Source organism: Mesorhizobium sp. M1E.F.Ca.ET.045.02.1.1 (genome assembly GCF_003952485.1).
Classification (GTDB): domain Bacteria; phylum Pseudomonadota; class Alphaproteobacteria; order Rhizobiales; family Rhizobiaceae; genus Mesorhizobium.
In genome coordinates, this window is the sequence record NZ_CP034447.1 from 3,334,743 (window position 1) to 3,356,586 (window position 21,844).

Genomic DNA, 21,844 nt, shown 5'->3' on the forward strand with positions numbered 1-21,844 from the left:
GTAGTGCTGCTGGCGATCCGTGTCGCGGCCGGCCGCATCGGTCAAAGCGGCGCCGGTCGCGAGGACCGGCGCCGCGGGGAGGATGGCGCTTAAAGCGAGTCGCTTCGAAACGAACTCCAAGCGACGCGCTTTAAGCCTTTGTTCTGATGCATGTCGTCCACCCAAAACCGCTGCGCACTTTTGGGCGACATGCATTAGAGCTTGCCCGCGTCCTCGAGGATCTGCGTCGCCTTGGCGGCCGCGTCGTCGAGCGCCTGCTTGGAGGTCTTGTCGCCGAGGATGGCGGCCTGCAGCTCCGGATAGACGGCGTTGGAGATCTCGATCCACTCCGGCGTCTGCGGCACCGGGAAGGCGTTCTTGGCGGCTTCCTGGAAGGCCTGCAGCACTTCGGTCTTGTAAGGATCGGACTTCGCCTGATCGAGGTCCCATTCCCAGACCTTGGTGCGGGTGGGCAGCGGGCCGGCCGCGGCTTCCAGCCTCTGGCTGTCCTCATTGGTCAGCCACCAGACGAGCGAGGCAGCGGCTTCCTTGTCGGCGCAGTTCTCGGTCACCGAGAAGCCATGCGCACCGGACCAGCCGGAGCGCTTGCCGGACGAGCCCTTGGGCTGGACCTTGACGCCGACATTGCCGGCGACCTTGGACGACTTCGCGTCGTTGAAGAAGCCGGCCCAGCCCGGCCAGTCGAGGTTGATCGCCACGGTGCCAGACGCGAAGCCCTGGCCGAGGTCATCCCAAAGATAATTGGTCGTGCCGGCGGGCACGGCCTTGGCCTTGTAGAGCTTGACGAACCAGTCGAGCGCCTTGACGCCGGCCTCGGAGTTGAAGGCCGGCTTGCCGTCCTTGTCGAGATATTCGCCGCCATCGGCAATCAGCATCTCGTAGAAGCGGCCGTTGATCGCCTCTTCCTTGCCGGCATATTGCGTGCCGTAGAAGTCGGGCGGGCTGGCGAAGAATTCCGCCTGCTGGGCCATCTCGTCGAACGTGTCCGGGGGCGCGAGGTCCTCGCCGTACTTCTCCTTGTAGGCCTTCTTCTTGGCTTCGTCCTGATAGAGGCTCTTCTGGTAGTAGAGCGCCGAGACGTCGAACTGCGCGCGCGGCAGCATCACCAGCTTGCCATCCAGCGTTCCGGCCGCGATGTTGGCAGGCACGAAGGCATCGATCTCCTCCTTCGGCAGCAGCTTGGCGAGATCGGTGTAGATGCCCGGATATTGCGGCGCGAACGAGGTGTGGTTGGAGCCGACGCACCAGGTGATCGAGTTGGAGGCAATATCCGACTTGATCTCCTTGTCGAGATCGAAGTGGTTCTTCTTGGAGATGACGTTGACCTTGGCACCGGTCGCCTTCTCCCACTCGCCGATACGCTCGTAGAGCTTCTCGTATTGCTGGCCGCCAATCAGCTTGGCGTCGACGGTGACGCCGGGAAACTTGCCCGGCAGATCGGCCGCGAATGCCGCGCCCGATGCCATGAGCAATGCGCCGGCGACGCCGGAAAGCAGTCTGTTCATGAATATCCTCCCTGGACGGCCGACAGCCGTCGTGATCTGAAGCTCAGCAGCTTCATTCATATGCAAACAAAATATTCATAAGTCGTCAAGCCGAAACTGCTTTCCAACGATGGCGCTCTTGCGTATATGAAGATGAAAATTCACCAGAGGGGCATCCGGTGCAGGACGACGAAGAAGACCGCTATCGCGCGCCGGCTCTGGACAAAGGGCTGGACATCCTGGAGCTGTTGGCAAGCGTCGACGGCGGCCTGACCCAGGCCGAGATCGCCAAGCGGCTCGACCGCAGCCCGAACGAGTTCTACCGGATGCTCGACCGGCTGGTGAAGCGCGGCTACGTCACACGCCCCGACGGCGACCGCTATTCGCTGACGCTGAAGCTCTTCGGGCTCGGCCAGTTGCATGCGCCGGTGCGCAGGCTGGTCTCCTACGCCACCTCGATCATGCGCGAACTGGCCGAGACGTCGTGGCAGGCGAACCAGCTCGTGGTGTTCGATCGTGGCAGCGCGGTCGTCATCGCCCAGCAGGAAGCGCCGCGATACTGGGGTATCTCGATCCGCGTCGGCTCGCATATCAGCCTGTTCGACACCGGGTCGGGACATGTCCTGCTGGCGTTCCGCTCGCCGGAAGAGCGCGAGATGATGATCGCCGAGCACTTGCGCAGCAACGAGGAGATGAAGCTGTCGCCCGACTTCTTCGCCCGCCTCGACCAGGTGCGCGACCGCGGCTATGAGATGATGGCTTCGCTGCAGACGGCCGGCGTCTACAATCTGTCAGCGCCGGTGCTCGGTCCCGACGGCCGCGGCATCGCCGCGCTCACCATACCCTACATCACCCTGGTCAACGCGCCGTCCGCGCCCGATATCACCAGGACCATCACGCTGCTCCAGGCCGCCGCCGCCCGTCTGTCGCAACTCGCCGGATCGGATGTGCGGCCAAAGGGATAATTCTTATTTGAATGATGAATTCTCCCGTGAGATGATCGAATCCAGGGTTTTGATGCATGTCACCCAAAACCGCTGCACACTTTTGGATGACATGCATAAGCGACAAGGGAGGAAGCCATGATCGTCGACACGCACCTGCATCTCATCGACAAGGCGGCGCTGCGCTACCCTTGGCTGTCCGGCGTGCCGGCGCTCGACCGCAACTTCTCCCACGATGAATATGCCACCGAGGCGCGCCGCGCGGGCATAGAGCAGGCGCTGCATATGGAGGTCGATGTCGACCCGGCCGATATCGAGGCCGAGACGGCTCACGTCGAAGGACAGTCGAAGAAGCCCGGCAGCCTGGTGCGGGGCGCGATCGTCTCGTGCCGGCCGGAAGAGGCCGGTTTCGCCGCCTGGCTGGACAAGGTGAAAGCCGATCCTTTCGTGAAGGGTTTTCGCCGCGTGCTGCATGTCGTGCCCGACGACGTTTCCGAGGGCGCGCTTTTTCGCGAAAACATCAAGCGTATCGCCGGCAGCGGACTGACGTTCGATCTCTGCGTCCTGCCGAGGCAGATGATGCAGGCCATTGCGCTCGTCGATCTGGCGCCGGACGTGCAGTTCGTCCTCGATCATTGCGGCGTGCCCGACATCAAGGGCAAGGCCGAGCACCCCTGGCGCGAGCAGATAGCCGCGATCGCGCGGCGCCCCAATGTCGTCGGCAAGATCTCCGGCGTCGTCGCCTATGCCGATCCCGCGACCTGGACCGCCGAGACGCTGCGGCCCTATGTCGAGCACACCATCGCAAGCTTCGGCTGGGACCGCGTCGTGTGGGGCAGTGACTGGCCCGTGTGCACCTTGGGCGGCGGGCTGCTCGGCTGGGTGGCGGCGACACACGCGCTCATTGCCGGCGCGAGCGAGGCCGAGCGCGCGAAGCTTTTGTCCGGCAACGCGAAGAAACTCTGGCGGCTGTAAGCCCAGCGCCGATGCGCGAATGTATTAGTCGGCCGCAACGGCGGGCGCGAAACTCTCCCGGAACAGGCGGTTGATGTCGGCGACGACCCGGCGCCCATCCTGCCGGCCGGCTAGGCCCTCGTTGAGGCAGTCGGACGCGGCCTGCTGGAACGCCATGTAGCCGTCATGGCGCGGGCGTACCCAGGCGCCCTCGAGCGTTGCCCGCGTGCGGCGATAGAAATCGCCGGTCGCGGCGTTGACGGCCGCGTCCTCCCAGGCGGCGGCATGGCCGGGCTGGCCGCCGGCGGCGGCGTAGGGACCGCGCTGCACCTCGCCGCTGGCGATCCAGTAGGCGAAGTCGATCGCTTCCTTGCTGGCAGTGGAGAAAGCCGAGACGGCGATGCCGGTGCCGCCGAGAGCGGAACCGACCGGGCCGTCAGTGCCCACGGACGGCATGTCGCTGAAAAAAAGCTGGTTCGGACGGAACCCGGCTTTCGCATAGGGCACGTAGCCATAGATCAGCGGTGCGCAGGCGATGCGCGAGCCGGCTTCCGCCATCTTTTCGAACACCGCGATCGGATCCATCGTCAGGCATTCGGGATCGACGAGCGCCGAGATCTCACGCAGCATTTCGAAGACGGTTTCGCCGGTCTCGGGATCGACCAGATCGCCCGGGCCTTCGACGGCGCACGGCCGGCCAAGATCGGCGGCTAAAGTGAAGAAGCACATCAGCGAGTGCGGCGGCCTGAGCGGCAGGAGCACGCAGCCCTGCTCGACAAGCTCCAGCACTTCGGTCCAGATCGTCGGCGCGGCCTCGATCAGATCGGGCCGCCAGGCCTGCACTTGGCTGGCGGCGTCGATCGGAAAGGCCCATTGCCGTCCCCGCCAGGCGTAGCTTGGATAGGATCGACCGACGCTTGCCTTGGCCAGCGCTTCGCGCTCCGCCTCGCGGCCCGGAACGTCGAGCGGCGCCAGGCACTTCTCGGCGGTGATCTGGCCGACATGCGGATGATCGATGACGATCAGGTCATAGGCGCGGGCGAGTTCCTCGACCGAGAAAGATTCGAAATCCTGCAGCGAGCGCTTCTCCCATTCGATCGAAATGCCGGTCTTTTCCTGCCACAGCCTGGAGCAGGCAACCATCGGATCGTAGCCGCGCGGATGGTTCCAGGTCATGCCTTTCAACGACATGCCACTCACAGGCCGAACTCCTTGCGGATCTTGTCGCTGTGCTCGCCGACGCGCGGCGCCGCCCGCTCGACCTTGGCGCGCACGCCGTCGATCCGCAGCGGCGACCGGGTCGTGTCGATCGTCACCCCATCCTCGCGCGTCACGGTCTGCAGCAGGTCGAGCGCCTTGAAGCCGTCGCTCTCCAGCATCTCCCTCCAGTTCAGCACCTTCGCGCACCAGATATCGGCCGGCTCGAGGATCGCCAGCCATTCATCGACCGCTTTCTGCGCGATGCGCTGGGCGATGATCGCCTTGATCTCGTCGCGCGCGGTGAACCAGGTCGACGGCTGGTCGAGGTAGGGCGCCAGCGCCTCGATCTCGAGCAGGTCGGCCAGTTTAGGGATCGGCGTCATGGCGATCGCCAGGAAACCGTCCTTGGCCGGATAGACGCCGTAGGGCGCCGCCAGATAGGCATGGGCGCTGCGGAAGGACGAACGGCGCGGCAGCCGCCGTCCGTCGTTGAGATGTGTCGTCAGAACCTCGAACTGGAAGTCGATCAGCGCCTCGAACAGGCTGGTCTCGACATGGCCGCCTTCGCCGGTGATGCCGCGCCGGACAAGTGCTGCGAGGATGCCCTGCGCGCAGGCGGCACCCGCCAGCATGTCGGCGATTGCCAGACCGAACGGCACCGGACCCTGATCCTCGTCGCCGTTCAGCCACATCACGCCGGAGCGCGCCTGGGCGAGCAGATCCTGGCCTGGACGTTTCACCCAAGGGCCTTCCTCGCCATAGCCGCTGATCGAGGCATAGACCAGCCGCGGGTTGAGCGAGCGCACATGCTCATAGTCGAGGCCGAGCCGCTCGATGATGCCTGGCCGGAAATTCTGGATCAGCACATCCGCTTTGCCGAGCAGGCCGCGGAGCGCGGCAAGGTCCGCTTCGTTCTTCAGATCGACGGCAAAGCTCTCCTTGGCGCGGTTGATGGCGTGGAAGATGGTGGAATCGCCGCCGATCTCGGTGTCGCTGAGATAGAGCCTGCGGGACAGGTCGCCGCCATCCGGACGCTCGATCTTGATGACGCGCGCGCCGAGGTCGAGCAGTCTCAGCGAGCAGTAAGGTCCCGACAGGAACTGGCTCATGTCGACGACGACAAGGCCGGACAGCGGCAGGTCGGCGGCCATCATCACTTCTCCGTCTTGCCGGCGAAGTCGGCCGGGTTCTTGTATTTCACCGTCTGAAGGTGCTCGCAGTAGAGCACCAGCTCGCCTTCGCCCTTGAAGACTTCGTAGCTGGCGCGGATCAGCCCCATGTCCTTGTAGCGGGGCTTTTTCTCCATGTTGGTGCGGATCGAATAGATGGTGTCGCCGATGAAGACCGGCTTGATGAAGCGGAGCTTGTCGTAGCCGTAGGAAAAGGCGTTGACGCAATTGGTCGCGACGAGGCCGAGCCCGGCGGAGAAGACGAACGCGCCGGCCACCAGACGCCTGCCGAAAATGCCTTCGCGCTCGGCGAACATCTGGTCCTGCACGTAAGGGTGGATGTCGAGCACCAGGGTGTTGAAGAGATGGCTGTCGCCTTCGGCCATGGTGCGCCGGAGCGAGCGGATTTTCTGGCCGACCGGCCAATCCTCATACAACCAGTTTTCGGCGTTCCACACCGGCAGTTCGGCGTGATCGGCCGGCATGTCGGAAGGGCGGGTCGAAGCGACGCCGACGGTGGGTGGGAAGCTGGTCATTATCCTGTTCGTCCGCTGCCGGAGAATAGGCCGCGCCGTCCGGGCAGGCCGGAGCCGGGGCGCGATCGATCCTCCCATCAATCTTCTCTTGTGAAGATTATATTCACATATGAGATTTCGGTACAAGCGGAGTCGAACAGAAATTTTGGCCACACGGTCGAACCGAGAGTGAAACATGTGCGCGGGGCACAACGTTGCTCCCGGCCATTCCCTGTTGGCTGCCTGCGGCCCGACAGAGCCAGCTACGTCAACCCTCTTGGGTTGTAGAATTTGGAGGATCGGTTGTAGCGGAGGAGCACTGCGCGGTGTCGTGAAATATGGCCAATAAAATTGGCCCCGAAGGTGGTGTAATTCGTTAGTAATCGATCGTCAGGATAATATGGACCTCGATCACATCGAGTGACTTTTTTCTTGAGACGATTATGGCGGTTCTTGGTGCATTCCCTTCCGGTGTCGGCTGCCGGCCCTTCGATGAGGGGGACTGGGAAGGCGTGGCGGATTGCCTGCGCAGGGGCTTTCCGGAACGCAGCCGCAGCTATTGGATCGAGGCGCTGACCCGCCTGTCGCGTCGGCCCGCGGTCGCCGATTTCCCTCGATATGGTTTTGTCCTCGAGAAGTCGGGCAAGATCGTCGGCGCCGTGCTCACGCTCTATGCCAGGCACAGGGGCGTGGACGGCGACGAAATCCGCTGCAATCTCTCGAGCTGGTCGGTGGACGCGGAGTTCCGGCCCTATGCCAGCCGGATGATCGCGACGGTCATTGCGCGCAAGGACGTTGTCTATACCAATATTTCCCCGTCACCCGGGACATTGAAACTCAACAAGGCGTTCGGCTTTCGCCTGTTTTCCGGCGGACAGGTCGCCTTCCTCCCCGTCCTGAATGCGATGCCGCGCCAGGACCGCGTGCTGGAAGTCCGTTCGGATCTCGCCGAAATGGCTGAGCTCACCGACAATGAAAGATACATACTCCTGGAGCATGCGGCGCTGGGCTGCCTGTCGCTGATCTGCGTTTGCGACGGTGTGGCGCTGCCCATTGTGCTGAAGCCGCGCCGGATTTTGCATGGCCTTATTCCGTGCTGCCAGGTCGTCTACTGCCGCTCCCACGCGGATCTGCTCCGGTGCGCCGGGGCCGTGGGGCGCTTTCTCCTGCGGCGCGGCAAGTTGCTTTGCCTCGTCGATGCCATGGGCCCGATTGCCGGACTGTTCGGCAGGTATTTTCCCAACAAGGGACTGAAATATTTCAAGGGTCCGAGATCGCCCTTGCCGGGAGACCTGACATTCACCGAGATGGTGCTGTTCGGCTCGTGAAGGAATCGCGAAGCGGCTGAATCAGTCGGGCAAACCAACCCTCGCCGCCGCGGCCATGCGCCAGCGTGTTCCGAGCGACACGCCCACGAGCAAAAGGCAGAAGGCGAGGGCGAGAGGGGAGTAGAACGCCTCCTCCTGCAGCACGGCGTTGGCCGAGATGGTGGCGATGCCGACAAAACCGAACAGGAAATCCGGGTCGCCGGTTTCGATGAGCTGCCGGCGCAGCGCCACCAGCAGCGCCGCCAGGAAGCCGAAGAACACCAGGCTGCCCACGCCCATCTGGTAAAGCATGACGCCAACCGCGCTCTCGACCGGCACGGAGGCCGCTCCCTCGGCCTGAGCGCTTTGCCAGTTGAGATTGATGCTCGTGCTCGACAGGTTGCCGCCGAGCCCCAGCCCTTGCCCCAGCGGGTCGGCCAGGAAGTCGCGCATGCCGGCGATCAGGCCGAGGACGTGATAGTCGCCATGTGTTGCACCGTAGCCGATCGCCGCGGTTGTCCAGACCACGGCCAAACCTATGACGGCCGTAAGCGCCAGACCGGCACGGGAGGGCTTGTAGATCAGCCGCGCGGCAATCGCGACGAAAAGCATGAACGTCGCTCCCTTGGAGCCGATGACGAGCAAGAGCGGCAAGGCCGCGACAGGCAGCAACCATCGTCCTCTGAACAGGAGCCAGGCCGAAATGATGCTCAAGGCGTAAGCATAGCTGATCGGATGGAAGTTCGGGCCGCCGATGCGAAAGACGCTCGGCAGGATGTCGTTGAACAGCGGCGTGTTGAAGAAGGTCGTGGTCATCACGTCTTCGATCCCACGATAAACGAAACCCGTTTCCTTCAGCGCCTGCTCCCACACACCTGTCTCGACCTGCCGCGATATGCTGCGCTCGACGTAAAGGTCGCCGTGGAAGAGGCCGAGGAAATCCATGGTGAAGATCAGTTCGGCGTAGCCATAGATGATCGCGCCGGCGCCGAGCCAGAGCATGCTCTTGCGCAGATCGACGGGATAAAGGCTGGCGGCGAGGGCCGCGATGTGAAAGCAGGCGAGCGGTGTGATCGTGTTGCGGAAATAGACGACCGCGTCCTTGGGGCCGCCATGCACGACGCCGAGGGCGAAATAGAAGCAAACCGTTCCGCAAAGCACCATGCTCAGCAGCAGCCACGGGCGCAATTCGGTCAGCGCGCGGACACGGTGCTGAAACGAGGCGGCCAGGAAGATGCCGAACGCCGTCATCAGGATGATGAAGTTGGTGCCGCGCAGCGCATCGAATGTGTCGTTGTCGGGAATGTAAGGGGTGAACCAGGCGACCACGAGGTTCTGGTAGAGGAAGGCGCAGATGATCAGCACGGGGACGCCCGAAGGCATTGCGTTTGCAAGGATCAGCGTCAGCACGAAGGTCGCAGCAACCCCGAACGGCGTCCAGACGGCAAAGGAGGAGACGGCGAGCGCTACGACAAGCAAGGCGGTGCCGACATGCAGCAGGGCTTCGGGCGTGTCACGGCCCGGCACGCCCAGGCTGGCGGGCGAATAGGCCTGCGTCGTGCTCATCGGCGGCCCGATCCGGTCGTTGCTCGCCGCGGCAAGTGGTTATGGCGCCTTTCGTTCACGTCCGTTTCCCGCTTAACCTCCAAGGAGCGCGGCGATCATCGAGCGGTCGAATCCTTCGATACTCCGCCTGTCCCTGATGAAGCCGAAACCCTGATCGAGCTCCCAATAAGTCCATGCCACATGGTTCGCCTCCGCCGCCATGCGCACGGTGCGCACCCAGGACGCGCGGCTTTCGGGATCCACACAGAAATTGAGCACACCGAATTCGTTCAGCATGACCGGGCAATCGTGGTTCGCGGACCAGCGCGCCAGATCGACAAAATCCGCGGCGATCCGCGCCTCTGTCCATGGCGACGACAGTTCGTCTTCAACGAGGTTGGTGGCCTCTTCATCGCCGGCCGATCGAAGCTTGGAGAGAAGCTGGCGGACCGCCGTCATTTCGCTGCTCGCGGGAAAGGGCAGGTTTGCGATGCGGGCGAGCGGCGACGCATCCCAGTTCTCGCACTGATGGGTGAAGGCCATAGGCGCGTAATAGTGGACGGCGGCAATCTGGTTGTCGTCGGCGAGCGGCGGCGTGTCGGCGATTTCCCAGATACCCTGAAACCGTGCCGGTCCCCAGACCAGTGTGTGCAGCGGACAGCTTGCTCGCAGTGTCGCGGCGATCCGTTCGCGCAGCGCCAGCCATGCGCTCCGTTCCATGGGTGGCTCGTTGAGCAGCTCCGGATAGACCGATTCCGCCGGCAGATCGGCGACGACGACACGCAGCGCCGTCCAAGCCTGAAGCACGCGTCCGCCCGCGGCGTCGGGATCGCTCCGGAAGGCTGCCACCAGTTCGCCCGAGGGATGCATGTCGAGGAGAACGGAAAAGCCGAGCCCGACAAGGTCCCTGATCCCGTTCTGGATGCGGCGAAGCGTTGCCGGGTCGCCGCTGGAGACGAGATCGCCGTTTACCGGCAGCCGGATCGTTTCGAACCCCGCCTGGCGCAGCTTTTCAAGCGTGGCCGTGGAGGGGGCAAGTCCACCATCACGGTCGAGCCATCCGGGAAGGTTGAAGCCGCGCGACGGGACGCGGGCATCGGTGGTCGCCAGCGCGGCTGACCGTGGCAGAGGGCAGGTGGCGAGAACGGCTCCGGCGGCAAGAGCCAGCGCATGTCGGCGTGACACCTTGAGCGGCGATGTCATCGATCCACCGCCTCCATGGCTTATCCCCGGGCAGCAGAGCTGCGGCGCTGTTCGTCCACCGCTCGCGGACCGTCGACCGCTCCGACCGGCCGGACGCCGTCCGGCGCGACGACGAGAGTGGCGCTGCGGCCGATCTGGCCGGCGCCGAATTGCTGCGCAAGCAGCTTGGCGGCGTCCGAAGCCTGCTCGGACGGACCGAGCGCAAGAAGGGCAAGATCGGCTTTGGCGAAGAGTTCAGGATTCCAGCCGTTCTCGTTGAACGAAGGCGCGATCACGAGCACGAAATCGAATGCGCTCCCGGCCTCGGCCAGAATGCCGCGGAACGTGTTGCGATCCGCAACGCCAGGGCCTTTCCCCGCCACGGAGCCGCACACTACCGTCTGCAGACCGGTCGCGCCGTCGATGAACAATCCGGCTCCTTCCGTCGTCGAGCTGGACAGATGATCGCCAATCTCCACCACCAGCACATTCTGATCGGCCCGTTGCATGCCGATGCCCAGCATCGCGCCCGCGATCCTCGCCTCGAAGCTGCTGCGGATCGAAGATACGAGGATGACAAAGGGTTTGCCATGGTCGTTGAGGTGCAGGACCATCTGCCGCATGATCTTCAGGACGTCTAGCGAAAGCGTTTCGTTTCCGGTCTGGAAAAGCTGCTTCCTGATCGCCTTGATGTTGGAATAGGCGGTCCCGCCGGCAACGCCAGGCAGACGGTATTCGCCGAAATTGGCCGGCATCGGCAACGGCCGGGGGCTGGCGGGCGCGTTGTCCTTGCTGTCCACGGCCGGCTCCGGCGCGACATGCTTCGGCGCCTGCGGATGCTCTTCCGGCTGCGGGATCGGACCAAGCGCCAGCGCGAGGCCGCATCCGGCGAGAAGCCCCAGAACGGCGCTCACCAGGAGAAGCAGGACCGGCTTCGGCCATGTCGGCTGTACAGGCGGCGAGGCGACGCCGATCTTGCGCGCCTCGGAGGTCTGCACGCCCTGCATCTGGGAGGTTTCCTGGGCGCGCTTGAGGTAGTCGTCGAGCACGGCGCGCGCGGCCTGCGCCTTGGATTCCAGTTGCCGCAACTGCACCTGCGCGATGTTCGAGTTCGTGGACTGCTGACGCAGGGCTTCGAGCTTGTCCTGCAGCTTGCCGACATTCTGCACGGCAAGATCATAGTTGGCCTTCAGCTGCTGCCTTATCCGGTCGGCCTCGGCGGCCATGAGCCGCTTCAACCGCTCCAGTTCGGACTGAAGCCGTCCGATGGTCGGGTGACGCGGCCCGTACATGGTTTGCAGGCTGGCAAGCTCGGTGGCGCGCTGGTTGTAGTCGTCGCGCAATTTGATGGCGGAGGTCGAGGTAAGAATGTCCGCAAGCTTGGCGAGCCCGGCCGGCGAATTGCCAGCCGCCAGCGCCTGGTTGTATCGGTCCTTGGCCTGATCGGCGTCGCCCTGGGCGGCTATCATCTGCGCCGTGAGCTGATCGAGCTGCGACTGCAGCGTGCCGCCATCCGTCGAATTGACGATGTTGTGTTTCGTCTTGAAATCCTCGACCGCCCGCTCGGCGTCGCTGACATCCTTCTGCAGGCCCGAGATCCTGTCCGTCAGCAAGGTGTTCACGTCGCTGTTGGCGGTCTCGCGTTCTCCGACGAGGCCCGCCCGGTACTGATCGACGATGGCGTTGGCGATGCGCGCGGCCTTCTCCGGCGACGGCGATGTGAAGCTGACATTGATGACGTAGGTAAGTCCCTCGCGCTCCACCGAAACCTTGCTCTGGAAGCGCTTGAAGGCGGCATCCTGCGCCGAGTTCGCGCCGGCTCCGAACAGCGACAGCAGACGCGACACCGGGCCGACGCCGGCGAACTCCGGGTCGCTGCCGAGCTTCTGGTTCTTGAAAACCGCGCCCAGCAGGTCCGGCGATTGAATGACGAAGACCTGGCTGGCGATGGCGGCGCTGTCGGACCCGATCCCCGGAAGCACGTTGTTGAAATTGGTCGCGCGTGTGTCGCGGGGGTCGATCAGTATCGAGGCCGTCGCGGTATAGCTTGGTTTCGTCACCGCAAGATAGGAAAGCGCGAGCAGCAATGCCGCGCCGGCGATGGCAAGCACCATCAAGCGCCGCGCCCAAAGAATGGCCCACACGGCACCTATGTCGAACAGCGGCGGAAGAGTGCGCTCGTCGATCCTGGCTGGCTTCATCAATGTTCCTCGCGCGGAGCCGCGACCTAACGACCTCACTCGTCTCCACATTATTAAGGATTATCGTTAGCCATCCGTTAAGGGTGGCGGCGTGACGATGAGTTCGGCTTGGGCGCCGCCGGTAACCATGCGAAGCGTTCGCACTGGCGCGGTTGCGGCATTTTGCTTATGCAGGATCGGGTTTTGAGCGTCGTCGTAGGTGCTGGGTAGGCCCATCGCCGATCGTCTCAGGAGGCGACGTTGAAGGACAATACAGGGAACCGTGAGGCCGCCCAGGGGGCAGCGGCCAGCCCGGCGACCGACATGCGCATGTCGATCACAGCCCTTGCCAAGAGCGGCGCCGTGGCCGGCATCATCAAGCTGGCCAGCGCGGGCTTGTCCTTCCTCATGTTCGTGGCCGTGGCGATGGTGACGGACGAACGGGAGTTCGGCCTTTACAGCGCGACCTACGCCGGCGCGAGCCTGGTCTCTTTCTTCGCTTCGGTGGGCCAGCAAAGCACCGTGCTTAGGTTCTGGCCCCAATATGCCGGACTGGGCGATCTCGCCTCGGCTCATGGGCTGATGGCCCGCGCCATTCTCGTCGCGCTGGCCGGGCTGGTTGCCACCAGCCTGCTTATAGTCGTGGTGGGATTCCTGCCCTTCATCGGCAGGGGAACGCCGGAATGGCTCCCATTGTGCGTGGCGGCCGCGGTGCTGTCCTTCTCGCTCGGCTGGTCGGAGTTTACCTCCGGCGCTTTTCGGGCCAAGAACGCGCTCATATCCGGCTTGTTGCCGCGGGACATCATCTGGCGCGCGGCGACGATCGGCACCGTTCTCGTTTTGCATTTCATGCATGTGAAGATGGACGCGATTGCAGCGACCTACCTGACGGCGCTGCTGCTCGTCCTCTCGGTCGTCCCGCAAACATTCATCCTGGTGCGCGACACGATGCGGGCCGATCGCGGCGGTCTCACGGAAGGGCAAAAGCAGGAATTCAAGACCGTGACGCTCGGCCTGTGGGGCGTCACCTCGCTGCCGCCCGCGCTCGGCCAGGTCAGCACCCTGCTGGTGGCGATGATCCTGGGGCCGGAGGCCGCCGGCGCAATCTTCGTGGCGGATCGGACCACGCGTTTCGTGACGCTTGCGCTCAACGGTATCAACCAGGCGCTGGCGCCGCAGATATCGGCTGCCTTCTACAGCGGCGACAGGGCTCACGTGCAGCGCATCACCAGCCTCGCCGCCCTTGGCGGCTCGGCCATTGCGCTGTGCGTGCTGGCATCCTTCTGGATATTCGGCAACTTGATCCTGTCCATCTTCAATCCGGCCTATGCGACGCCGACCATGAGGGCGACGCTCGTCATCTTCGGCATAGGGGCGACGTTCGGCACCGCCTGTGGCCCGATCGAAATCCTGCTGCAGTTGACCGGCCTCCAGCATGCGCTGTTCAAGGTGCTTGTCGTCGTCAACATCATCGGGCTTTGCGTGACCGCGGTGGCAACCTACTACCTCGGATCCGTGGGCGCGGCGCTGGCCATTGCCGGGACCGTCATCGCCTGGACGTCCTTTGGGGTGTTGATCGCCCGGCGCAGAATCGGCATCAACCCGTCGATCCTTGGTCTGTCCCTGAACGGGGTCGGACTGTTGCCGCATGCCCTTCTGAGGGGACGCACGTGAAGATCGTCCAGGTGCAGACCCAGGCCGAGGCCGCGGGCGCGCAACGCATCTCCGACATGGTGGGCGAAGGATTGCGGGCGCGCGGGCATGAGGTGCGCACCGTCTTCATGTACCGGAAGACCGAAGCCTACGACAGCGATCCGAACGCGGATTTCGTCCTCAAGGAGCGCCCGCGCGGATTGCCGGGACAGATACGGGCAACCGTCGGCCTGGCGCGATATCTGCGCGCGGCACGCCCCGACGCCGTCATCACCTATCAGCACTACGGCAATATCTTCGGCACGGTCGGCGCCCGGCTGGCCGGCGTCAGGCACGTCGTCGCAAATCAGAGCGGCGCCCCGCACAGCAAGGGCGTGATGGGTCTTCTGTCGCAGATCGACAAGCTGATGGGCATGGTCGGCCTCTACCAGGCCAATGTCGTCAATTCCGGCTGGACGGAGGCGCAGTTCGATCGCTATCCACAATCCTATCGGCAGCGTCTCCACCGCATTGACCACGGCGTTCCCGTGCCGGGCGGGGAATTCGACAAGGCGGCCGCGCGTGCCGCCTTCGGCCTGCCGCAGGGCGTGTGGCTGGCCGTCTCATCGGGCCGGCTGACACGGACGAAGAACCAGATCGCCCTTGTCGGGGCGCTCGACCAACTGCCCGAGGTGCACGTCGCGCTCGCCGGCGCCGGGCCGGAGCGCGAGGCGCTCGTTGCCTTTGCCGAAAGCCACGGCGTGGCGAATCGCTTGCATCTCGTCGGCGAGGTTCCGCCGGCGCGCATCTTCGAATTCCTCGCGGCCGGCGACGCCTACGCCTTTCCGTCGATGACGGAGACCTTTGGCCTCGCCTGCGTCGAGGCGGCCATTTCAGGCCTGCCGATCGTGGCCAGCAACCTCGACGTCATGCGCGAGGTGCTGACGGCGGAGGACGGCTCACCCGCCGCGCTGTTCGTCGAAGCCAACGCCGCCGGCATGGCCAGCGGGCTCGCCGACCTGTTCGCGCGGCCAGAATCCAAGGCCAGGCTTTCGGCGGCGGGGCGGCGGCTGCGGGACAAATATTCGCCGGCCAGGATGTGCGCCGGCTACGAGGCGCTACTTCTTGGCTGATCGCTTCCGCACGGCCGCAATCCCGTCGATCACCTCCAGGCGGCCGGCCCGATTGAGCGTGTGGATCTTCGGATAGGGCCAATCGCCGGCCGCATCGATTGATCGGGGGGGCGAGAGCCGCACCATCCGCTCGTCGAGTTGCAGCAGCTCGCACAGGCCAAGCCCGCCGCCATAGCCCAGGGTTCCGTCCTGGACCGGAAGGAGGACGCTGCCCCCGCGGTCGAGGACGAAGGCTCCGCCTGGGCGAGCCATGCGATGGTCGATCAGGATCGGGTTCGCCGGATGTGGCCGCCATGGGCCGGCGAGCGCGGGAGCGGAGAAAACCACCAGCGTGTCGGAAGTGCTTCCGTGGCCATCCCGATCCGTGGCGAACAGCCAGAGCATGCCTTCATGCTCGAACAAGGTGGCGTCGGAAATCTCGCCTTCGACCAGCACGGCCTCGGCTATCCAACCGTCCGGGAAACCCGAGGCGCGATAGAGCGTGAGCTTGCCGCTGGCGCTCGCTTCCGGCAGCATCCAGATCACGCCGTCGCGCTCGAACACCTGCGGGTAGGAAAGGTGGTGCGCTTCCTCCAGCACGACCCGCGGCGCACCGGGAATGCCGTCCGCATCGAAGGGAACAACGGAGATCACCGCCTTGCCGGTCGCGTGCGGATAATCTTCCACGAAGACGAAGGGCTGATCACGCCACCAAAAGGGGAAAGGATCGGCATAGAAATGATCGCCCTGGTCGGGCAGCACCGACCAGCCGGTGCCGAGCTTGCCCGTGTCGGCGACGCCCGGTGCATCAGTGAAGCGGTAGCCTACCCGCCAGTGCGCATGGCGGAAGCGTGCGCGCCGAAGCGCTTCCCGGCCCAGCCGTGGCAGTGCTGCGCCGAGATAGGCGGATGTGAACCGGCCTCGCTCACCAAGACCATGGGTTTCGGTGATTGCCTCGCGTGGCAGCCGGTCGGCGGCGAACGCGCGAGCGACCGATTGAACCAGGGTGACGGCCCGGGCGAACACGTCCTCGGTGCCGAGTGCGGTGGATTCGCGCTTGTCGACCATCGGCCGCGCCAGGCCCACCACCGTCTTTTTGTCGAGGACGGCCTCGATCACCGGCAGCCTGCCGGCCGCGACGGCGATTGCGGCCGAGAGATCGGCGCTGGATCCATCGAAGCGAAGGCCGATGGTCGGAACGTCCGATGGGGCCGCGTCGCCGGCAAGGTCGAGCCTCAGCGCAGCGGGGCGCTTGCCGGGTCGGGCCTGGATTGCTTGCACTGCGGAGCCGAGAAGAGGGCCGCGCCGGCGGAAAAGACGTTGCTCGAACTGGAAGGCGGCTTTTGCCGTGGCCGGCCAGCTTGCCGGCCCGGGCTGATGCGCAACCGCGACATCGTGGCCGTCCGCCTCCAGCCGCTCTATGGCGACCTGCTGCCAACGGCGCGGCGCCGATTGCGGAACGATGACCTCGATCGCCAGCATGTCTTGCCGTCCGCGTCTATTTTCTAATCGGGTTTTCGTAGTTCCGATAATGAGGAGCGAAAGACTAGCTTAAAAATGCTTACATCCGGGTTACACGCAAAGTCCAACTTCGACTTTGACGTCCACGGCGAAAATTCTTGACTTGCGATCCCGAACCGGCCGAGGGCCATGCGCCCGGCCGCTTTTGCAACGCAACATTAGCATTTTACGCATATACCAAGATTCCAACAATCCCGGCGACCGATCTTGACCTGAAACGCAAGACGTCGTCGATAGGCCGCTGTCCAGCCGGTTCGGATCACATGTTTGAAGTCACTGCCGAGGATGCGTTCGATTTCCGTTCGACGGAATACGCCGAGCTCTTCGCCAATTCGGCGGCGACCGCTTTTCAGCATCCCATATGGCTCGCGCAACTGTATGAGAGGATCGTGCGGCAAGGCGCCGCCACGCCGCTGATCATCGTCGTACGCGTGCGTGCGAGCGGGAAGCTTGCGATGGTCCTGCCGCTGGTGAGGCGCCGGTACACGCTGCTGAAGGTGGTGGAATTCGCGGATATGCGGGTTTCCGACTATGTGTCGCCGGTCGCCGACGAGGAGACCTTCTCACGCATCCTGGCCGACAGCCGCGCAGTCGCAGCAATCCGCAAGCATCTGCGGCCATACGATCTCTTGCGCATCGGCAAGCTCGCGGATCGCTCGTTGGCGATGGAACGCTTGCTTGGCATCGACAAGCGCGACAGCATGGGCATGAGCGCCTATTCCAGCAAGCTGGAGCCGACATTCGCCGGCTGGCGTGAGCATCGGCTGGACCAGTCGTATCGCAAGGAGCTCGACAAGAAGTCGCGGCAGCTCAACCGGATGGGGGAGGCGCGCTTCGAATGCGTGGACGGCCCGGCCGCCATCCGCACAACATTCGATGCGCTCAGGCTCTATCGCGGCAAACGCTTCGACGGCAGCAACGGTCCCGCCGACCTTCTGCAACTGCCCTCCTATTTCGATTTCTACCTGGCCGTGGCCAATGAGGGATGCGGCGGCTTCGCCCGCACCTATGCATTCTGGATGAACGGCCGGCCGATCGCCGGCGCGCTCGGGCTCGAGCACCGTGGCTCGCTCCTGGTCATTCTCGGCGGCTTCGACGAGGCCGGCTACAGGAAGCAGTCGATCGGCAGCCTGATGTTCGAGCAGATCGCCCGCGACTGTATCGAGCGCGGCGACCATCACCTCGATTTCACCATCGGCGACGAACCCTACAAGCGCATCTTCGGCGGACGGCCCTCACCGATGTGGCAAATCTACCGGGCGGGGAGTCCGCTCGGCTACGCGGCGCATATGACGGTGGAGAAAATGCCGGCAACCAAGGTGCTGGCGCGGCGCATCCTGGAGGCCGCGCATGTCAAGAAGGCCAAGCCTTCTCCCATCATGGTTCCGTCGGCCTCCGATGAGGCCGCCGAATCTTCCTGAGTAAGATCGTAGCCGCAAAGCCTCGAGGCGTCACGCATCCGAACGTCCATCGCGCGTTGACGGACGCGATTGTCGAGCGCCGGCCCTGGACGGTGGCGGTGCGATCAACCGACGGCTTCTACGCTCGGTCGCTTGAGGCCGCGCAGCCTCGCGGCAAAGCTCGGGCTCACCTTGTCGATCTCATACAGGATGCGGCGGCGGCTGAAGTGGACTTGCCGGCGCGCGCGCCAGCGCAGGTCGGTGTCGATGGTCAGACTGCGGCGGAAATTCGCCAGTTGGAGCGCGTGTTCGTCCATCGCCAGCTTCGCCGGATCGTCGTAGAAAGCGGCGATCTTCGCCGCCGCCATGCCGGGCGTGGCCATCCATTGCGGCACATGCACCATGCATAACCGTTCCACATCGGTGAGCAGCCGGCTGACGCCCGTTCCGGCGGCCGGACAGGATGTCTGGTAGGCATCGCCTATCAGGACCACGCCGTCGCGTTTGCAATTCTCGGCAACGGTGATGTCGGTGAGCCAGCTCGAGACACGGTCGATGACTTCGAAATCGCCGAAGGTGTTGATCAGTCCTGGAAGCGTTTCGATGAGCGTTTCCCGGGGACGGTCGCGCAGCGCCTTGACCCACGGGTCGGTGTGCTCCCGGAAAACAAAGAGATTGGCGCGGGTAACGTCCCCGGCCGGGAAAAAGTTCAGGTAATCGATCCCGTCCGAGACGCGTTCACCGTAATAGGTCAGCGCAGGGTGCCTGAAGGCGCTCGCGCCCGCCGGACGGACATTGAAGCCGAAGGTCAACGATTGCCGCTGGTGGATGGACCGGCGCTCGATACCCACATCGCGCCGCAGGATGTCACCCATGCCCGTGGCGAGCACGAGGAGGCGCGCCGTCACATCTTCTTGCCCGATGATCGACACGCGCTGCCGCTCGGGGCCAGCCTCCACTCCGCTCACCCGGCCGGCGACGAAGCGTACGGTCTTAGGCAGTTCGGCGCGCATCGCGGCGACGAGGTCGTCGTAGAAAATGCCGTAGTGGCAGGCGCGCGTGCGGTCGAGCACCCGTCCCTTGCGCATATTGACGATCTCGTCGAATGCCGCGGCCGCCGCCGAAAGGCTGTCCAGCAGACCGATTCGGCGCAATTTGTCGATCTGGTCGCCGGCGATCTTCTCGACGCGGAACTCGCGCGGAAAAACGGGATAGCGATCGATCAGCGTGACGTGGTAGCCGGACCGCCCAAGCAGGGTCGCGGCAAGCGTGCCTGAGAGCCCGCCGCCGACGATGGCGATCTCCGTATCGGTTCCTGCCGGCAGCGGACGGAGCGAGTTTTCGGCGGTCATTGCGAATACCTCAACAGGGCATAGAGAGCGCGGGGATTGGTGGTGAAATAGCGCCAGAAGAGCCGGCGCGGCTCCATCAGCATGCGCCAGAGCCATTCGAAGCCGGCCTTCTGGACCCAGAGCGGCGCGCGTCGGACCTTGCCGCCAAGATGGTCGAAAAGGCCGCCGGATGTCTTGATGACCCCGACATTCGAGAGGCGCGACCCGAAGTCGCGCACAAAGATCTGCTCGCGCGGCACGCCGAGGCCGAGCCACAATATGTCCGGAGCGAGCGCGTCGATTTCATCGAGCTTCTTCTCGAGCGCTTCGCCGGCGAGATAGCCGTGGCTGTGGCCGACGATGCGCAGGCGCGGGTAACTGGCCTGGATCGCCGCCACGGCCTTGCCGTTCTCGGCCTCCGTGGATCCCAGCAGATAGAAGGTTGCCGCCTCGTTCTCGGCGAGCTTTGCCACGTCGTGGAACAGATCGGTGGTGGCCACCCGTTCCGGCAGCGGCGTGCGGCACAAAAGGCGCGAAGCGAGAACAAGCGGCTGGCCGTCGGCGAAGATCTGGTCGGCTTCGCGAAAGAGGGCGGCTATCTCGGACTTGGCGCGCGCCTGGGCGATGACCTCGCCGTTGGCGGAGGTGAAATAATACGGACGGCTGCCGTGCCGGTGTTGGCGCGCCGCCGCGATCATCAGGCGGGCGGCGCCCTGCCGGTCGATCACGGTGATGGGCAGCCCGCCAAGCTGCACCGTCGGCAATGCAAGCACGTCCTGCCGGGATGGCGCTGCCTCCAGCTTCGCCACGGCGCTCACGCTCGTGTGCCCGGTCGAAGTCTGAGGCGGCAACCGAGGAAAATGAGAGGTCTCATGGTTCGCAGGCGTCACACGTTGGCTGGAATGGAGCGGATCCGGTGCGCCGGTCGTAGCGCCCTCTTGTTCAAAATCTCTTTTTGAACTTTCTAAAACTTTTCGCATAGGAGAATTCGCCCCACTCCCCGATATTCAAACTACCCCCTTCATTGCCACCATAAGTAAAAAAAACAAAAAGTTAAGTGATATGTTAATAATTAGTTAATGTGTAAATTTTGAATCTAATTTTGTACTAATTGAATTCTCGCGACCGCAACTGCAGCTTACTTTTTGCAGATTTGAAGTTGAATTTTTCAGGTGCAAAGTCGTGACACGGTTGTCGCCGATTGCGGCCAATGGGGCGACTGGTTTCACCGGCGGAAGATCAGTGCGTCCGGGTGCGGACGTGAGCGGCCCACCGATCCTCGTCAACTGCATCCGCGGGAGGGCTGCTGCTTTGCGGCAGCGGCGCGTTCCCGGCAGCCTGTCACATGATGCAGAAGGTCTTGTAGGCATCCACCGCGCTCTCGTAGTCCCAGAGCTCGTCGGTGGAGCAGTCGCCCCAGCCTTCCTTCTCGCCGCCCGCGGACAGCGAAGGATCGCGCCCGCGAAAAATAGTTGGCGAGGTGGGCAACGATGTGCGTTGCGCCTGCCTGACGGGCAAACCGGAAATTGTCGGGCGTCAGCGACTCCCGGTAGAGGCCAAGGCCGATCTTCATGGTCCTACTTCACGCCGATGCCGGCGGTCAGGCCGCCGTCTATTTTGTAGTCCGCGCCGGTGCAGAAGCCGGCTTTCGACGAGCACAGAAAGGCGATGAGCTCCGCCACTTCCTCCGGTTCGCCGATGCGACCAAGCGGATGGGCGGCGCCGAAGCGCCTGTAGGCCTCCTCGACATCGGCATCGCTGCCGCTTTCACCGCGCGCGGCCTTCTCGAGAATCGGCGTGCGGATCGAGCCCGGGCTGACCGAATTGACGCGGACGCCGGCCGCCGCGTAGTCGAGCGCCAGCGAACGCGTCAGCGTGTGGATGGCGCCCTTGGTCGTGGCGTAGGCGGCGACATTCTGCTGGCAGGCGAAACCCTGCACCGAGGCGACATTGACGATGGCGCCGCCGCCACGCTTGATCATCTCGGGGATGCCGAAATGCGCCGTCAGGTAGATCGAGCCGACATTGACCGTCATCGCCTTGTTCCAGGTGTCGAAATCGGTGCTGGTCGCGGTTCCGTACGGATGGACTGCCGCCGAATTGACGATGACATCAAGGCCGCCGAAGCGCTCGACGCCGGCCGCGACGGCGTCGCGGACCTGGTCGGAAACGGAGACGTCAGTGTCGATGACCAGCGCGCCGGCTTCGCAGCTTTCCAGTTCGGCCCTCATCGCGGCATTCGCCGCGCGGTCGATGCCGCAGGCGACGATCGCGGCACCCCCCGCCGCGAGGCGTCTGGCGGTTGCGAGGCCAATTCCGGTCGTCCCCGTCACCAGGACCACCTTGCCGTCGAAATCCTTCATTGCGG

The 21,844-nt window shown here is 64.2% G+C and carries 18 protein-coding genes; 6 read left to right on the forward strand and 12 right to left on the reverse strand.

Annotated features, from left to right (window positions below; all coding sequences use genetic code 11):
• Nucleotides 1–194: 194 nt before the first annotated feature.
• Nucleotides 195–1,505 (reverse strand): sugar ABC transporter substrate-binding protein, encoded by a 1,311-nt coding sequence (locus EJ070_RS16120; RefSeq protein ID WP_126092257.1) that lies wholly within the window; start codon nucleotides 1,503–1,505, stop codon nucleotides 195–197.
• 158 nt (nucleotides 1,506–1,663) lie between these two features.
• Between EJ070_RS16120 and EJ070_RS16125 the strand changes: the two genes are divergently transcribed.
• Nucleotides 1,664–2,449: an IclR family transcriptional regulator gene (locus tag EJ070_RS16125; RefSeq protein ID WP_126092258.1), complete on the forward strand. Its 786-nt coding sequence runs from the start codon at nucleotides 1,664–1,666 to the stop codon at nucleotides 2,447–2,449.
• A gap of 117 nt (nucleotides 2,450–2,566) precedes the next feature.
• Nucleotides 2,567–3,403 carry an amidohydrolase gene (locus EJ070_RS16130; RefSeq protein ID WP_126092259.1) on the forward strand — a complete coding sequence of 279 codons (837 nt, stop codon included), beginning with the start codon at nucleotides 2,567–2,569 and terminating at the stop codon, nucleotides 3,401–3,403.
• A 24-nt stretch (nucleotides 3,404–3,427) separates the two neighbouring features.
• On the opposite strand, the gene EJ070_RS16135 is transcribed toward EJ070_RS16130, so the two are convergent.
• From EJ070_RS16135 to EJ070_RS16145, 3 genes are read right to left on the reverse strand one after another with little or no spacing between them, the layout of a single operon-like run.
• Nucleotides 3,428–4,573, reverse strand: a complete 1,146-nt coding sequence (locus tag EJ070_RS16135; protein WP_245464946.1) for an extracellular solute-binding protein — start codon at nucleotides 4,571–4,573, stop codon at nucleotides 3,428–3,430.
• Nucleotides 4,574–4,578: 5 nt separating this feature from the next.
• Nucleotides 4,579–5,739, reverse strand: coding sequence for a CaiB/BaiF CoA-transferase family protein (locus EJ070_RS16140; RefSeq protein ID WP_126092260.1), 1,161 nt, complete (start codon nucleotides 5,737–5,739; stop codon nucleotides 4,579–4,581).
• Nucleotides 5,736–6,287 (reverse strand): MaoC family dehydratase, encoded by a 552-nt coding sequence (locus EJ070_RS16145; protein ID WP_126092261.1) that lies wholly within the window; start codon nucleotides 6,285–6,287, stop codon nucleotides 5,736–5,738. The genes EJ070_RS16140 and EJ070_RS16145 overlap by 4 nt, the downstream gene beginning before the upstream one ends.
• A gap of 422 nt (nucleotides 6,288–6,709) precedes the next feature.
• On the opposite strand from EJ070_RS16145, the gene EJ070_RS16150 reads away from it, so the two are divergent.
• Entirely contained in the window at nucleotides 6,710–7,594 is an 885-nt protein-coding gene (locus EJ070_RS16150; RefSeq protein WP_245464893.1) for a hypothetical protein, read from the forward strand.
• Between the two features lie 21 nt (nucleotides 7,595–7,615).
• Here the strand turns inward: EJ070_RS16150 and EJ070_RS16155 are convergent, their stop codons facing one another.
• From EJ070_RS16155 to EJ070_RS16165, 3 genes are all read right to left on the reverse strand, one after another.
• Complete coding sequence (locus tag EJ070_RS16155; protein WP_126092262.1) at nucleotides 7,616–9,139, reverse strand: hypothetical protein; 1,524 nt, start codon at nucleotides 9,137–9,139, stop codon at nucleotides 7,616–7,618.
• Between the two features lie 72 nt (nucleotides 9,140–9,211).
• Nucleotides 9,212–10,321, reverse strand: a complete 1,110-nt coding sequence (locus tag EJ070_RS16160) for a cellulase family glycosylhydrolase (RefSeq protein ID WP_126092263.1) — start codon at nucleotides 10,319–10,321, stop codon at nucleotides 9,212–9,214.
• A 20-nt stretch (nucleotides 10,322–10,341) separates the two neighbouring features.
• The gene (locus EJ070_RS16165; protein ID WP_126092264.1) at nucleotides 10,342–12,501 is read right to left on the reverse strand and encodes a GumC family protein; all 2,160 of its coding nucleotides are present in this window, start codon (nucleotides 12,499–12,501) and stop codon (nucleotides 10,342–10,344) included.
• A 240-nt stretch (nucleotides 12,502–12,741) separates the two neighbouring features.
• Here EJ070_RS16165 and EJ070_RS16170 point away from each other — a divergent pair, with 240 nt between their 5' ends.
• Nucleotides 12,742–14,154 (forward strand): lipopolysaccharide biosynthesis protein, encoded by a 1,413-nt coding sequence (locus EJ070_RS16170; RefSeq protein WP_126092265.1) that lies wholly within the window; start codon nucleotides 12,742–12,744, stop codon nucleotides 14,152–14,154.
• Nucleotides 14,151–15,245 carry a glycosyltransferase family 4 protein gene (locus EJ070_RS16175; protein ID WP_126092266.1) on the forward strand — a complete coding sequence of 365 codons (1,095 nt, stop codon included), beginning with the start codon at nucleotides 14,151–14,153 and terminating at the stop codon, nucleotides 15,243–15,245. Before EJ070_RS16170 ends, EJ070_RS16175 begins: the two co-directional genes overlap by 4 nt.
• Here the strand turns inward: EJ070_RS16175 and EJ070_RS16180 are convergent.
• Nucleotides 15,231–16,706 carry a hypothetical protein gene (locus EJ070_RS16180; protein ID WP_126092267.1) on the reverse strand — a complete coding sequence of 492 codons (1,476 nt, stop codon included), beginning with the start codon at nucleotides 16,704–16,706 and terminating at the stop codon, nucleotides 15,231–15,233. The two genes, EJ070_RS16175 and EJ070_RS16180, sit on opposite strands and share 15 nt — an antisense overlap.
• Before the next feature lie 302 nt (nucleotides 16,707–17,008).
• Here EJ070_RS16180 and EJ070_RS16185 point away from each other — a divergent pair, with 302 nt between their 5' ends.
• A complete protein-coding gene (locus EJ070_RS16185; RefSeq protein WP_126092268.1) occupies nucleotides 17,009–18,166 on the forward strand; it encodes a GNAT family N-acetyltransferase in 1,158 nt (385 codons plus the stop codon).
• A 104-nt stretch (nucleotides 18,167–18,270) separates the two neighbouring features.
• Here EJ070_RS16185 and EJ070_RS16190 read toward each other — a convergent pair whose 3' ends face one another.
• The 4 genes from EJ070_RS16190 to EJ070_RS16205 form a co-directional block, all read right to left on the reverse strand.
• Nucleotides 18,271–19,497, reverse strand: coding sequence for an NAD(P)/FAD-dependent oxidoreductase (locus tag EJ070_RS16190; protein WP_126095784.1), 1,227 nt, complete (start codon nucleotides 19,495–19,497; stop codon nucleotides 18,271–18,273).
• On the reverse strand, nucleotides 19,494–20,294 hold the full coding sequence (locus EJ070_RS16195) for a WecB/TagA/CpsF family glycosyltransferase (protein WP_245464894.1): 801 nt from the start codon (nucleotides 20,292–20,294) through the stop codon (nucleotides 19,494–19,496). Before EJ070_RS16195 ends, EJ070_RS16190 begins: the two co-directional genes overlap by 4 nt.
• Nucleotides 20,295–20,817: 523 nt before the next feature.
• Nucleotides 20,818–20,964 carry a hypothetical protein gene (locus tag EJ070_RS37060; RefSeq protein ID WP_245464895.1) on the reverse strand — a complete coding sequence of 49 codons (147 nt, stop codon included), beginning with the start codon at nucleotides 20,962–20,964 and terminating at the stop codon, nucleotides 20,818–20,820.
• Between the two features lie 89 nt (nucleotides 20,965–21,053).
• The gene (locus EJ070_RS16205) at nucleotides 21,054–21,839 is read right to left on the reverse strand and encodes an SDR family oxidoreductase (RefSeq protein ID WP_126092269.1); all 786 of its coding nucleotides are present in this window, start codon (nucleotides 21,837–21,839) and stop codon (nucleotides 21,054–21,056) included.
• Nucleotides 21,840–21,844 lie beyond the last annotated feature (5 nt).

Bases quoted from the DNA above. Each gene is read 5' to 3' on its own strand.
- EJ070_RS16155 (WP_126092262.1), bottom strand. From the start codon at position 9,139: ATGAGCACGACGCAGGCCTATTCGCCCGCCAGCCTGGGCGTGCCGGGC.
- EJ070_RS16135 (WP_245464946.1), bottom strand. From the start codon at position 4,573: ATGTCGTTGAAAGGCATGACCTGGAACCATCCGCGCGGCTACGATCCG.
- EJ070_RS16180 (WP_126092267.1), bottom strand. From the start codon at position 16,706: ATGCTGGCGATCGAGGTCATCGTTCCGCAATCGGCGCCGCGCCGTTGG.
- EJ070_RS16190 (WP_126095784.1), bottom strand. From the start codon at position 19,497: ATGACCGCCGAAAACTCGCTCCGTCCGCTGCCGGCAGGAACCGATACG.
- EJ070_RS16205 (WP_126092269.1), bottom strand. From the start codon at position 21,839: ATGAAGGATTTCGACGGCAAGGTGGTCCTGGTGACGGGGACGACCGGA.
- EJ070_RS16160 (WP_126092263.1), bottom strand. From the start codon at position 10,321: ATGACATCGCCGCTCAAGGTGTCACGCCGACATGCGCTGGCTCTTGCC.
- EJ070_RS16185 (WP_126092268.1), top strand. From the start codon at position 17,009: ATGTTTGAAGTCACTGCCGAGGATGCGTTCGATTTCCGTTCGACGGAA.
- EJ070_RS16130 (WP_126092259.1), top strand. From the start codon at position 2,567: ATGATCGTCGACACGCACCTGCATCTCATCGACAAGGCGGCGCTGCGC.
- EJ070_RS16120 (WP_126092257.1), bottom strand. From the start codon at position 1,505: ATGAACAGACTGCTTTCCGGCGTCGCCGGCGCATTGCTCATGGCATCG.
- EJ070_RS16150 (WP_245464893.1), top strand. From the start codon at position 6,710: ATGGCGGTTCTTGGTGCATTCCCTTCCGGTGTCGGCTGCCGGCCCTTC.
- EJ070_RS16165 (WP_126092264.1), bottom strand. From the start codon at position 12,501: ATGAAGCCAGCCAGGATCGACGAGCGCACTCTTCCGCCGCTGTTCGAC.
- EJ070_RS16145 (WP_126092261.1), bottom strand. From the start codon at position 6,287: ATGACCAGCTTCCCACCCACCGTCGGCGTCGCTTCGACCCGCCCTTCC.